Source organism: Halomonas sp. THAF5a (assembly GCF_009363755.1).
Classification (GTDB): Bacteria; Pseudomonadota; Gammaproteobacteria; order Pseudomonadales; family Halomonadaceae; genus Halomonas.
On record NZ_CP045417.1, the window covers coordinates 3,486,891 to 3,499,946 of the forward strand.

A 13,056-nucleotide genomic window follows, 5' to 3' on the forward strand; every position below is an offset into this window, starting at 1 on the left:
GGGGCACGCCGTTCGCGTGGCCCGCACCGTCCCCCGACCCACCGACGAGTCATGCCATGAGCGAGGAACGATTGCCGCTGGCCGGCGTGCACCACGTGGCCCTGATCACCGCCGACTATCCGCGCGCCAGGCGCTTCTACCTCGAGGTGCTGGACGCCGAGATCCTCCATGAGACCTACCGCGAGGCCCGCGACAGCCACAAGCTCGACCTGCGCCTGCCCGGTGGCACCCGGCTCGAGCTGTTCTCCTTCCCCTCGCCGCCGCCGCGCCCCAGCTATCCCGAGGCCTGCGGGTTGCGCCACCTGGCGCTGGCCACGCCGGACCTCGATGCCTGCGTGACACGGCTCGAGGCGCGGGGTGCCGATCCCGAGCCGATCCGCGTCGACGAGGGCACCGGGGCCCGCTTCACCTTCTTCAGCGACCCGGACGGCACGCCCATCGAGCTGTACGAAGCCGCCTCGTGAACGCGCCGACCACCGTGACGCGCCCCTGGCACCTCGCCCTGCTGGGCGGCGCCGGCCTGCTGGCGGCCGCCCTGTGGTGGGGCGTGTGGCAGTGGCAGTTCCAGCAGTCGCTGGAGGTCGCCCGCCAGCATGCCCAGAACCGGCTGTCGCTCTACTCCACCACCCTGGAGGGCGCCCTGGCGCGCTTCGCCTACCTGCCGCGGCTGCTGGCGAGCCAGCCGCGGCTCCGCGCGGCGGTGGACGCCCCCTCGGGCGCCACCCTCGAGCGCGCCAACCGCTATCTCGAGCGGGTCGCCGCCGACGCCGGGGCCGAGGCGATCTTCCTGCTCGACCGGCAAGGCCACACCGTCGCCAGCAGCAACCACGCCACCGTCGACAGCTTCATCGGTCACCATTACGGCTTTCGCCCCTACTTCCAGGATGCCCTGCACCGGGGCGAGGGCGAGTTCTTCGCCATCGGCAGCACCACCGAGCGGGCCGGCTACTTCATCTCGACGCCGGTGATCTCGGCCGCCGACGGCCAGGCACTGGGCGTGGTGGCCATCAAGGTGGCGCTGGAATCGCTGCAGGCGAGCTGGCGGCGCGCCGGGGAAACGGTCCTGCTCTCCGATGCCAACGGCGTGGTGATCCTCTCCAGCCGTCCCGGCTGGCGGTACCGCACCCTCGCCCCGATCGGGCCCGCGGCCATGGACGAGATCCGCCAGCAACGCCAGTTCCTCGAGCGCCCCCTCGAGCGCCTCGGCGAGGTGCTGGCCGACGGTTCGCTGGTCATCGGCAGCGGCTCCGTCAGCGAGCGCTACCTGGACCTGTCGCGGGCGCAGCGGCGACTGGGCTGGACCATGCACTACCTGGTGCCGATGCGGCCGCTGTACCAGGACGCCCGCAACGCCTTCCTGGCGGCGGCGGGCGCCACCCTGGTGCTGGTGCTGCTGGGGCTGTGGCTGCGCGAACGCCAGAAGAGACATCGCCTGCGGGACCGAGAGGCGCGCATCGTGCGCGAGGCCAACGAGCACCTCGAGTCGCGAGTCATCGAGCGCACCCGAGCGCTACAGGAGGCCCAGGAGGAGCTGGTGCAAGCCGGCAAGCTGGCCTCGCTCGGCACCATGGCGGCGGGCATCGCCCACGAGCTGAACCAGCCGCTCTCGGGCATTCGCACCTATGCCGCCAACGGGGCTCGCCTGATGGCCAGGGGCCGACACGACGCGGCCGAGGGCAACTTCGCGCGGATCCAGTCGCTCTGCGATCGCCAGGATGCGCTGATTCGCCAGCTCCGGCTGTTCGCCCGCCGGGGCGGCAGCCGCGAACCGATCGACCTGGAGGAGCGCCTGGCCTTCGTGCTGGAACTGCTCGACGAACGCCTGCGCCGCCAGGGCGTCGAGGTGGCGCTCGACCGGGACGCCTCGCCGTGTCCCCCGGTCCTCGGCGATACGCTGCGCATCGAACAGCTGCTGACCAACCTGCTGCGCAACGCCCTGGACGCCCTGGCGACGGTCGAGCGGCCGCGACTCGCCATCGCCCTGGTGCCCGGCGAGGAGAGCCTGACGCTGCGGATCGCCGACAACGGTCCCGGGATCGACGAGGCCATCCTGAGCCGGCTCTTCGATCCCTTCTTCACCACCAAGGCGGTGGGCGACGGCCTGGGGCTGGGGCTGTTCATCTGCTTCGGCATCGTGCAGGACCTGGAGGGCCGCATCACCGCGACCAACCTCGAGCGGGGCGGTGCCTGTTTCGAGGTCACCCTGCCCCTCGCCGCGACGCCGACCTCACTCGCTGGAGACGCCCGAGATGCCGACTGAAGACACCCTCCCCGTGTGGCTGGTGGACGACGACCCGGACGTCCGGGAGTCGCTGAGCCAGTGGCTGGAGGTCTCGGACCTGGCGGTGCGCACCTTCGAGGCCGCGACGCCGGCCCTCGAGGCCCTGCACCAGGGGGCCCCCTGCGGCGTGCTGGTCAGCGACGTCAAGATGCCGGGCATGGACGGCCTGGCGCTGCTCGATGCCGTCCAGGCGCTCGAGATGGCGCCCCCGGTGGTGCTCATCACCGGCCATGGCGACGTGCCCATGGCGGTCGCGGCCATGCAGGCCGGCTGCTGGGACTTCGTGGAGAAGCCCTTCGCGCCGGAGCGTCTCGAGGAGTGCGTGCGCCGCGCCCTCGCACAGCGCCGGCTGACGCTGGAGAACGAGCGCCTCCGGCAGACCCTGCGCCAGGGCGACCTGGCGGGCCGCCTGCTGGGCCAGGCGCCGGCCATGGTGGCCCTGCGCCGGCAGCTCGAGACCCTGGCCCCGGTGCGGGCCAACGTTCTCGTGCAGGGCGAGACCGGCAGCGGCAAGGAGGTGGTCGCGCGCTGCCTGCATGAGTTCGGCCCCGGCGACGCGGCTCCCTTCGTCGCCCTCAACTGCGGCGCCCTCTCTCCGGAGCTGATCGAGTCGGAGCTGTTCGGTCACGAGAAGGGCGCCTTCACCGGGGCGCACGGCCGGCGCATCGGCCAGCTGGAACATGCCAGCGGCGGCACCCTGTTCCTCGACGAGGTCGAGTCCCTGCCGCTGAGCGCCCAGGTCAAGCTGCTGCGCGCCCTGCAGGAGGGGGAGGTCACGCCGCTGGGCAGCAACGCGGTGCGCCCGGTGGACCTGCGCGTGGTGGCGGCCGCCAAGGCCGACCTACCGACGCTGGTCCGCGAGGGGCAGTTCCGGGAGGACCTCTACTACCGGCTGGCCATTACCGAGCTGCGCCTGCCGCCGCTGCGGGAGCGCCGCGAGGATATCGCCACGCTGTTCGCCCATTTCTGCCGACAGGCCGCCGCGGTCCACGAGCGCGATACGCCCGTGGCATCGCCCCGCCTGCTCCGGGCCCTCGAGCGGCAGCCGTGGCCGGGCAACCTGCGTCAGTTGCGCAATGCCGCCACCCGCTTCGTGCTGGGGCTCGAGATCGCCGGCCTCGAGGACGGCGAGGCGAGCGAGTTCGGCTCGCTGAACGCCCAGGTCGCCGCCTTCGAGTGCGCCTTGCTGCGGGCGGCCCTGGGCCGCCATGGCGGCAACATCCAGGCGGTGATGGACGAGCTGGAACTGCCCAGGCGAACCCTCAACCAGAAGATGCTTCGCCACGGGCTGCGCCGCGAGGCCTTCCTCGCGCCCGGAGACCGCGACGCCTGCAGCCCGGACGAGGCCTGACGGGCATCGGCCATTTCCTGCCGATGGCCGGTGGCGCCATCGGCAGGAAATGGCCGATGGCGCGGGAACGACGCCAGAGCTCCCCGGCCAATGCCTCACCAACCCATTGAATAAAAAGCAGAAGCCTCTTCTTGGCAAGCTTGTCGCTATAACAGCGGGTCAATCATCAAAATAACTCGCTTGCGACGGAGGCTCGTATGCAAAAACGCCAGTTCCTGAAACTCGCCCTGACCCTCTCCACCGCCACGGCCCTCGGCCTGGGCGCATCCGCGGCCTCCGCCCAGTCGGCAGCGGCAGGCGGCCAGTACATCATGGGCACGGCCACCACCGGCGGCACCTTCTATCCGGTCGGCGTCGCCCTCTCGACCCTGGTGCGGGTCAAGCTCGAGCCCACCCATGACCTCTCGGTATCGGCCATCAGCTCGGCCGGCTCGGCGGAGAACCTGCGCCTGATGGACGCCGACGAGGCGCAGTTCGGCATCATCCAGGCCCTGTACGGCGCCTGGGCCTGGAACGGCAGCGGGCCGGTGCCCAAGGCCTACAAGAACATCCGGTCGGTCTCCATGCTGTGGCAGAACGTCGAGCACTTCGTGGTGCGCAACGACCTGGTGGACACCGGCACCATCGACGACCTGGCCGGCCTCTACGATCACGGCTTCTCCATCGGCGCGCGCAACTCGGGCACCGAGGGCTCCGGTCGGCAGATTCTTGCCGGCCTCGAGATCGACCCCGAGCGGATGGACCTGGCCTACCTGGGCTACAGCGCCAGTGCCGAGGCCATGCAGAACGGCAACATCGACGGCATGAACATTCCGGCCGGCGCCCCGGCTTCCGCGGTCACCAGCGCCTTCGCCAACATGGGCGACGAGATCAGCGTGCTGGAGATCACCGAGGACCAGCTGGCGCGCATCAACGGGGAGTACCCGGTCTGGAGCCCCTACCGGATCGATGCCGACACCTACCCGGGCCAGGACGAGGCGATCGACACCATCGCCCAGCCCAACATCCTGGTGGCCAATGCCGACGTGCCCGACGAGCACGTCTACCAGATCACCAAGGCGATGTACGAGAACCTCCCGTTCCTCAACAACATCCACCCCGCCACCCGGGCCATGGCGCTGGAGAAGGCCCTCGACGGCCTGCCGATGCCCCTTCACCCCGGCGCGGCGCGCTTCTTCGAGGAGCAGGGGCTGGAGATCCCGGACACCCTGATCGCCGACTGATTCCCCCACGACGGCCGGCCGGGCCCCGGGCCCGGTCGGCTCCTCGAGGCATGCCCGACGCCAGCGGCCCCTATCGTGGCCGCTGGCGTCCGTTCCAGGAGAGCTTCCATGAACACCCCCCCCGCACGCGAGGTGCGCGACGAGTCGGCCCAGGAGGCCCCGGCGCGCCTCGAGCACCCTTGGCTCGGGCGCCTGCTGTTTGGCCTGACCCTCGTCATCGCCCTGAGCCACCTCTACTTCAACACCTTCAGCACCCTGTCCGAGATCTGGACCAGCGCGCTGCACTTCGGGCTGTTCGGCCTGCTGTGCGCGCTGGCCGTGCCGATGTGCCAGGCCGCCCAGCCGTCGCGTCAGCGGCTGGTCCTGCTGCTCGACATCCTGCTGGGCCTGGCCGCGCTGGGCTGCGCCCTGTACCTGATCGCCTTCGAGGATGCGCTCTATGATCGCGGCGTGCGCTTCTCCACCGCCGACTGGGTCGTGTCCATCGTCGCCCTGGGGCTGGTGCTGGAGTTCGCCCGGCGCACCACCGGCTGGTTCATCCCGGCGCTGTGCCTGGTCGCCCTGACCTACGTGGCCTGGTGGGGCCAGTACGTCGGCGGCGTGTTCAACTTCCCGGGGCTGAGCTGGGAAACCGTGCTGTTCCGCAGCTACATGGGCGGCGAGGGCATGCTGGGCTCCATCGCCCGCATCTCCTGGTCCTACGTGTTCATGTTCATCCTCTTCGGCGCCTTCCTGGTGCGCTCGGGAGCCGGCGATTTCATCATCGAACTGGCACGCTGCGCCGCCGGGCGCTTCGTCGGCGGTCCCGGCTTCGTCGCCGTCTTCGCCTCCGGCCTGATGGGCTCGGTCTCCGGCTCCAGCGTCGCCAACACCGTCTCCACCGGCGTCATCACCATCCCGATGATGCGCAAGGCCGGCTTCCCGGCCCGCTTCGCGGCCGGCGTGGAGGCCGCCGCCTCCACCGGTGGCCAGCTGATGCCACCGGTCATGGGCGCGGGCGCCTTCATCATGGCGTCCTACACCCAGGTCTCCTACCTCTCCATCATCGGCATCGCGGCCCTGCCGGCGCTGCTGTACTTCATCTCCGTCGCCATGTTCGTGCGCATCGAGGCCAAGCGCAGCCATGCCCACCAGCTGGCCGACGAGGACGCGCCGGGGATTCTGACCGTGCTCAAGGGCGGTTGGCACTACCTGCTGCCGCTGGTGGTGCTGGTCGCCGCCCTGATCTACGGCTTCACCCCCACCTACGCCGCGGGCATCGCCATCCTCTCGGTGGTGGCCGCCTCCTGGCTGTCGAAGACGCCGATGACCTTCCGGGCCATCCTCGAGGCCCTCTCGCTCGGCACGCGCAACATGATCACGACCGCCATCCTGCTGATGACGGTCGGGCTGATCGTCAACGTGGTCTCCACCACCGGTATCGGCAACGTCTTCTCGCTGATGATCGCCGATTGGGCCGGCGGCAGCCTGCTGATCACCCTGGTGCTGATCGCCGTGGCCTCCCTGGTGCTGGGCATGGGCCTGCCGGTCACCGCGGCCTACATCGTGCTGGGCACCCTGTCGGCGCCGGCGCTCTACGGCCTGATGGCCCAGGACCAGCTGATCGACCTGCTGATGAACGGCCAGCTCCCCGAGCAGGCCAAGGCCATCTTCATGCTGGCCGCCCCGGACCAGCTGGCCGCCCTGAACGCGCCGATGGATGCCGCCTCGGCCAGGGAGCTGCTGTCGGTGGTACCGGACAACTTCCGTACCCAGCTCTATGAGCAGGCGCTGTCACCGCACACCCTGACCATGCTGCTGGTCGCGGCCCACATGGTGATCTTCTGGCTGTCCCAGGACTCCAACGTCACCCCGCCGGTGTGTCTGACGGCCTTCGCCGCGGCGGCCATCGCCGAGACGCCGCAGATGCGTACCGGCTTCACCGCCTGGAAGATCGCCAAGGGCCTGTACATCATCCCCCTGCTGTTCGTCTGGTCGCCGCTGATCACCGGCTCGGCCCTCGACATGGTCACCGTGTTCGTGTTCGCCGCGTTCGGCATCTACGCCATCATCGCCGGGCTCGAGGGTTACCTGGAGCACGAGCTGCCCTGGTGGCTGCGCCTCGGCATGTTCCCGATCGGGGCGCTGATGCTGTGGCCCCACGGCCACCTGACCCTGGACCTGCTGGGCCTGGTCATCTTCATGGCGGTACTGCTGTGGAGCTACCGCCTCGGCCGCCACTCCGCCCCCGCCCTCGCGAACGCCCAGACCGAGTAGACGCCCCCTCCGGTCGACAGCACGACGGCCCCCGACACCCGTCGGGGGCCTGCATGCCTTCCCCGCCTCCTCCCTGCACACCATCGACCGGCCCCCCCGCCCCTGTCCTTGTGACCGGGCACCCCGGGGCTTCTCGGCCGCCCCTTCTGCCTCGACAGGCAGACAGTCCCCACCACCGACGCACTGATGCCGGAATCGCGATGCGCCGGCTCCACCCCGTCCTCCGGTGCTTGCTTCGGCTCGAGGCTCGCCCCCTCGGCAGCGGGTATCGACTGGCCCCTCGCGTCGCCAACGCGCCACCCAGGATGGCGAGGGGAAGCCCGACGCGCTGGATGACCTGGGTCCGTCCCGCACGACAGACACCCACGCATGAAAAAACCCCGAGCTCGGCTGAGCTCGGGGTTGTCTCGAAATCGGTGCCTGGGATGGCCGCGCCGATGGCCGGCGACCTGGGCGGGTGCACGCCTCGCGCAAAAACACCCGCGCATGAAAAAACCCCGAGCTCGTTGAGCTCGGGGTTTTCTCGGAATAGGTGCCTGACGATGACCTACTCTCGCATGGGGAGGCCCCACACTACCATCGGCGCTGATCGGTTTCACTGCTGAGTTCGGCATGGGATCAGGTGGTTCCCGTACGCTATGGTCGTCAGGCGAAAAACGGTGAATCATGCTGACGAGATCGTCTCGCGTATCCGTCTGTCGGTTGCCATCGGCAGACCGCTTGGGTGTTATATGGTCAAGCCTCACGGGCCATTAGTACCGGTTAGCTCAACGCCTTGCAGCGCTTCCACACCCGGCCTATCAACCAGCTGGTCTTGCTGGGCCCTTCAGGAGGCTCGAGGCCTCGGGGAGATCTCATCTTGAAGGGGGCTTCCCGCTTAGATGCTTTCAGCGGTTATCCCGTCCGCACATAGCTACCCGGCAATGCCACTGGCGTGACAACCGGAACACCAGAGGTGCGTCCACTCCGGTCCTCTCGTACTAGGAGCAGCACTTCTCAAATCTCCAACGCCCACGGCAGATAGGGACCGAACTGTCTCACGACGTTCTAAACCCAGCTCGCGTACCACTTTAAATGGCGAACAGCCATACCCTTGGGACCGACTTCAGCCCCAGGATGTGATGAGCCGACATCGAGGTGCCAAACACCGCCGTCGATGTGAACTCTTGGGCGGTATCAGCCTGTTATCCCCGGAGTACCTTTTATCCGTTGAGCGATGGCCCTTCCATACAGAACCACCGGATCACTAGAACCTACTTTCGTACCTGCTCGACGTGTCTGTCTCGCAGTTAAGCACCCTTATGCTCTTGCACTCAATGCACGATTTCCAACCGTGCTGAGGGTACCTTCGTGCTCCTCCGTTACGCTTTGGGAGGAGACCGCCCCAGTCAAACTACCCACCACACACGGTCCTCGATCCGGATAACGGACCTGAGTTAGAACGCCAATGATGCCAGGCTGGTATTTCAAGGTTGGCTCCACCGTGGCTGGCGCCACGGTTTCCAAGCCTCCCAGCTATCCTACACAAGCAACATCAGCGTCCAGTGTGAAGCTATAGTAAAGGTTCACGGGGTCTTTCCGTCTAGCCGCGGGTACACAGCATCTTCACTGCGATTTCAATTTCACTGAGTCTCGGGTGGAGACAGCGTGGCCATCATTACGCCATTCGTGCAGGTCGGAACTTACCCGACAAGGAATTTCGCTACCTTAGGACCGTTATAGTTACGGCCGCCGTTTACCGGGGCTTCGATCAGGAGCTTCGCTTACGCTAACACCATCAATTAACCTTCCGGCACCGGGCAGGCGTCATACCCTATACGTCCGCTTACGCGTTTGCAGAGTACTGTGTTTTTAATAAACAGTTGCAGCCACCTGGTATCTTCGACCGCTTCGCGCTTAGGGAGCAAGTCCCATCACGCTAGTGCGGCGTGCCTTCTCCCGAAGTTACGGCACCATTTTGCCTAGTTCCTTCACCCGAGTTCTCTCAAGCGCCTTGGTATTCTCTACCTGACCACCTGTGTCGGTTTGGGGTACGGTTCCACTGTATCTGAAGCTTAGAGGCTTTTCCTGGAAGCGTGGCATCGATGACTTCCAGACCGTAGTCTGTTCGTCTCGTCTCTCGGCGTTAAGGAACCGGATTTGCCTGATTCCTCGGCCTACTGACTTTCACCAGGACAACCAACGCCTGGCTCACCTAGCCTTCTTCGTCCCCCCATCGCAATACAGTGAAGTACGGGAATATTGACCCGTTTCCCATCGACTACGCCTTTCGGCCTCGCCTTAGGGGCCGACTCACTCTGCTCCGATTAGCGTCGAACAGAAACCCTTGGTCTTCCGGCGGGGGAGTTTTTCACTCCCCTTGTCGTTACTCATGTCAGCATTCGCACTCGTGATACCTCCAGCAAGCCTCTCGACTCACCTTCATCGGCGTACACGACGCTCCTCTACCGCTCATCCAGAGGATGAACCCGTAGCTTCGGTACCTGGTTTGAGCCCCGTTACATCTTCCGCGCAGGCCGACTCGACTAGTGAGCTATTACGCTTTCTTTAAAGGATGGCTGCTTCTAAGCCAACCTCCTAGCTGTCTGAGCCTTCCCACATCGTTTCCCACTTAACCAGGATTTGGGGACCTTAGCTGACGGTCTGGGTTGTTTCCCTTTTCACAACGGACGTTAGCACCCGCTGTGTGTCTCCCACGCGTCACTCACCGGTATTCGGAGTTTGCCTCGGGTTGGTAAGTCGGGATGACCCCCTAGCCGAAACAGTGCTCTACCCCCGGCGGCGCTACGTGAGGCGCTACCTAAATAGCTTTCGAGGAGAACCAGCTATCTCCGGGCTTGATTAGCCTTTCACTCCGATCCACAAGTCATCCAAATCTTTTTCAACAGATCCTGGTTCGGTCCTCCAGTTGATGTTACTCAACCTTCAACCTGCTCATGGATAGATCGCCCGGTTTCGGGTCTATTCCCAGCGACTGGTCGCCCAGTTAAGACTCGGTTTCCCTACGCCTCCCCTATACGGTTAAGCTCGCCACTGAAAATAAGTCGCTGACCCATTATACAAAAGGTACGCGGTCACCGAACGAGTCGGCTCCCACTGCTTGTACGCACACGGTTTCAGGATCTATTTCACTCCCCTCTCCGGGGTTCTTTTCGCCTTTCCCTCACGGTACTGGTTCACTATCGGTCAGCCAGGAGTATTTAGCCTTGGAGGATGGTCCCCCCGTCTTCAGTCAAGGTTTCTCGTGCCCCGACCTACTCGATTTCACACCAATCGGATTTCGACTACGGGGCTATCACCCTGTATCGCGTGGCTTCCCAACCACTTCGTCTATCGGTCATGGTGCTTAAGGGCTGGTCCCCGTTCGCTCGCCGCTACTAGGGGAATCTCGGTTGATTTCTTTTCCTCGGGGTAATGAGATGTTTCAGTTCCCCCGGTTCGCCTCCTGGCACCTATGTATTCAGTGCAGGATACCCACGTTACCGTGGGTGGGTTTCCCCATTCAGAAATGCCCGGGTCGCAGGTTGTTTGCCACCTCGCCGAGCCTTATCGCAGGCTTCCACGTCTTTCATCGCCTCTGGCTGCCTAGGCATCCACCGTGTGCGCTTCATCGCTTGACCATATAACCCCAAGAGGTCTGGTCCGCGATGACAATCGACAATTGCCGGATACGCTTGAGACGTATCTCATGTTGCCTTCTTTCGAAAGCAACGCTTTGTCAGCATGATTCACATTGTTAAAGAGCACTGTTCAGAGAACAGTGGGAAGCCATCTGGCTTGCCGCTGGTCTCTGTGACCGGACTGTCTTGGGAAGAGATGGTGGAGCCTAGCGGGATCGAACCGCTGACCTCCTGCGTGCAAGGCAGGCGCTCTCCCAGCTGAGCTAAGGCCCCTCTGATCCTGCAAATGGTGGGTCTGGGCAGACTTGAACTGCCGACCTCACCCTTATCAGGGGTGCGCTCTAACCAACTGAGCTACAGACCCGGCTACAAACCACTGGGTCCGCGACCCAAACAGTCTTTGCTCTGGTCGATCAGGTAATTCATTGTGAGCACTTGCCGAGTGTCGGCGACGTCGTCGATTAAGGAGGTGATCCAGCCGCAGGTTCCCCTACGGCTACCTTGTTACGACTTCACCCCAGTCATGAACCACACCGTGGTGATCGCCCTCCGAAGTTAGGCTAACCACTTCTGGTGCAGTCCACTCCCATGGTGTGACGGGCGGTGTGTACAAGGCCCGGGAACGTATTCACCGTGACATTCTGATTCACGATTACTAGCGATTCCGACTTCACGGAGTCGAGTTGCAGACTCCGATCCGGACTGAGACCGGCTTTATGGGATTAGCTCCACCTCGCGGCTTCGCAACCCATTGTACCGACCATTGTAGCACGTGTGTAGCCCTACCCGTAAGGGCCATGATGACTTGACGTCGTCCCCACCTTCCTCCGGTTTGTCACCGGCAGTCTCCCTAGAGTTCCCGACCGAATCGCTGGCAAATAGGGACAAGGGTTGCGCTCGTTACGGGACTTAACCCAACATTTCACAACACGAGCTGACGACAGCCATGCAGCACCTGTCTGAGCGTTCCCGAAGGCACCAATCCATCTCTGGAAAGTTCGCTCGATGTCAAGGGTAGGTAAGGTTCTTCGCGTTGCATCGAATTAAACCACATGCTCCACCGCTTGTGCGGGCCCCCGTCAATTCATTTGAGTTTTAACCTTGCGGCCGTACTCCCCAGGCGGTCGACTTATCGCGTTAACTGCGCCACAAAGGTCTCAAGGACCCCAACGGCTAGTCGACATCGTTTACGGCGTGGACTACCAGGGTATCTAATCCTGTTTGCTACCCACGCTTTCGCACCTCAGTGTCAGTGTCAGTCCAGAAGGCCGCCTTCGCCACTGGTATTCCTCCCGATCTCTACGCATTTCACCGCTACACCGGGAATTCTACCTTCCTCTCCTGCACTCTAGCCTGACAGTTCCGGATGCCGTTCCCAGGTTGAGCCCGGGGCTTTCACAACCGGCTTATCAAGCCACCTACGCGCGCTTTACGCCCAGTAATTCCGATTAACGCTCGCACCCTCCGTATTACCGCGGCTGCTGGCACGGAGTTAGCCGGTGCTTCTTCTGTGAGTGATGTCTTCCCTCCGGGGTATTAACCCGAAGGCGTTCTTCCTCACTGAAAGTGCTTTACAACCCGAAAGCCTTCTTCACACACGCGGCATGGCTGGATCAGGCTTTCGCCCATTGTCCAATATTCCCCACTGCTGCCTCCCGTAGGAGTTCGGGCCGTGTCTCAGTCCCGATGTGGCTGATCATCCTCTCAGACCAGCTACGGATCGCGGCCTTGGTGAGCCATTACCTCACCAACTAGCTAATCCGACATAGGCTCATCCAATAGCGCAAGGTCCGAAGATCCCCTGCTTTCCCCCGTAGGGCGTATGCGGTATTAGCCTGAGTTTCCCCAGGTTATCCCCCACTACCGGGCAGATTCCTATGCATTACTCACCCGTCCGCCGCTCGACGCCTCCTAGCAAGCTAGGATCGTTTCCGCTCGACTTGCATGTGTTAGGCCTGCCGCCAGCGTTCAATCTGAGCCATGATCAAACTCTTCAGTTTAAAGTCTGATAGTTCCTAAGGTGGAACCAAACCTGGCTCAAGGTTCAAACGTCTCGTTTGACGAGTCGCTTGCCTTGAATGTTTCAGTGACTGGTCACCGACATCCCGACAAGCGCCCACATGAATTACCTGATCGATTGTTAAAGAGCATCTCGCTGTTGCCGTCGTGCCGGCCGCATCAATGAAGCGGCGGTCTCGCCGGCGCCCTGCGAGGAAGGCGTATTCTACCTGACCGGCATTTCTTGTCAACCCTACGAGGCGTTCCGAAGAAGCGAAGCGGGTGACCGAAACCTCATCTCGCCCTGCGAGGTGAGTGCCGATCGAG

General features: G+C 64.1%; 5 protein-coding genes, 2 tRNA genes and 3 rRNA genes. 5 read left to right on the forward strand and 5 right to left on the reverse strand.

What is annotated here, in order from left to right; genetic code table 11:
- Positions 1–56: 56 nt before the first annotated feature.
- From FIU83_RS15815 to FIU83_RS15835, 5 genes are all read left to right on the forward strand, one after another.
- Positions 57–464 carry a VOC family protein gene (locus FIU83_RS15815; protein WP_152484936.1) on the forward strand — a complete coding sequence of 136 codons (408 nt, stop codon included), beginning with the start codon at positions 57–59 and terminating at the stop codon, positions 462–464.
- Positions 461–2,260: an ATP-binding protein gene (locus tag FIU83_RS15820; protein WP_253939500.1), complete on the forward strand. Its 1,800-nt coding sequence runs from the start codon at positions 461–463 to the stop codon at positions 2,258–2,260. Before FIU83_RS15815 ends, FIU83_RS15820 begins: the two co-directional genes overlap by 4 nt.
- Positions 2,250–3,632, forward strand: coding sequence for a sigma-54 dependent transcriptional regulator (locus tag FIU83_RS15825; protein ID WP_152484937.1), 1,383 nt, complete (start codon positions 2,250–2,252; stop codon positions 3,630–3,632). Before FIU83_RS15820 ends, FIU83_RS15825 begins: the two co-directional genes overlap by 11 nt.
- 197 nt (positions 3,633–3,829) lie before the next feature.
- Positions 3,830–4,855 (forward strand): TAXI family TRAP transporter solute-binding subunit, encoded by a 1,026-nt coding sequence (locus FIU83_RS15830; RefSeq protein ID WP_152484938.1) that lies wholly within the window; start codon positions 3,830–3,832, stop codon positions 4,853–4,855.
- A gap of 108 nt (positions 4,856–4,963) precedes the next feature.
- Positions 4,964–7,111: a TRAP transporter permease gene (locus tag FIU83_RS15835; protein ID WP_152484939.1), complete on the forward strand. Its 2,148-nt coding sequence runs from the start codon at positions 4,964–4,966 to the stop codon at positions 7,109–7,111.
- A gap of 534 nt (positions 7,112–7,645) precedes the next feature.
- Here the strand turns inward: FIU83_RS15835 and rrf are convergent.
- From rrf to FIU83_RS15860, 5 genes are all read right to left on the reverse strand, one after another.
- Positions 7,646–7,761 (reverse strand): 5S ribosomal RNA (rrf, locus tag FIU83_RS15840).
- An 81-nt stretch (positions 7,762–7,842) separates the two neighbouring features.
- Positions 7,843–10,731 (reverse strand): 23S ribosomal RNA (locus FIU83_RS15845).
- Positions 10,732–10,928: 197 nt separating this feature from the next.
- A tRNA-Ala gene (locus FIU83_RS15850) sits at positions 10,929–11,004 on the reverse strand.
- A gap of 14 nt (positions 11,005–11,018) precedes the next feature.
- Positions 11,019–11,095 (reverse strand) — tRNA-Ile (locus FIU83_RS15855).
- A 98-nt stretch (positions 11,096–11,193) separates the two neighbouring features.
- Positions 11,194–12,731 (reverse strand): 16S ribosomal RNA (locus FIU83_RS15860).
- The 16S, 23S and 5S rRNA genes sit together here with 2 tRNA genes alongside, the layout of an rRNA operon.
- Positions 12,732–13,056: the final 325 nt, after the last annotated feature.

Coding starts and splice junctions, on each gene's coding strand:
- FIU83_RS15830 (WP_152484938.1), top strand. CDS start 3,830: ATGCAAAAACGCCAGTTCCTGAAACTCGCCCTGACCCTCTCCACCGCC.
- FIU83_RS15815 (WP_152484936.1), top strand. CDS start 57: ATGAGCGAGGAACGATTGCCGCTGGCCGGCGTGCACCACGTGGCCCTG.
- FIU83_RS15825 (WP_152484937.1), top strand. CDS start 2,250: ATGCCGACTGAAGACACCCTCCCCGTGTGGCTGGTGGACGACGACCCG.
- FIU83_RS15835 (WP_152484939.1), top strand. CDS start 4,964: ATGAACACCCCCCCCGCACGCGAGGTGCGCGACGAGTCGGCCCAGGAG.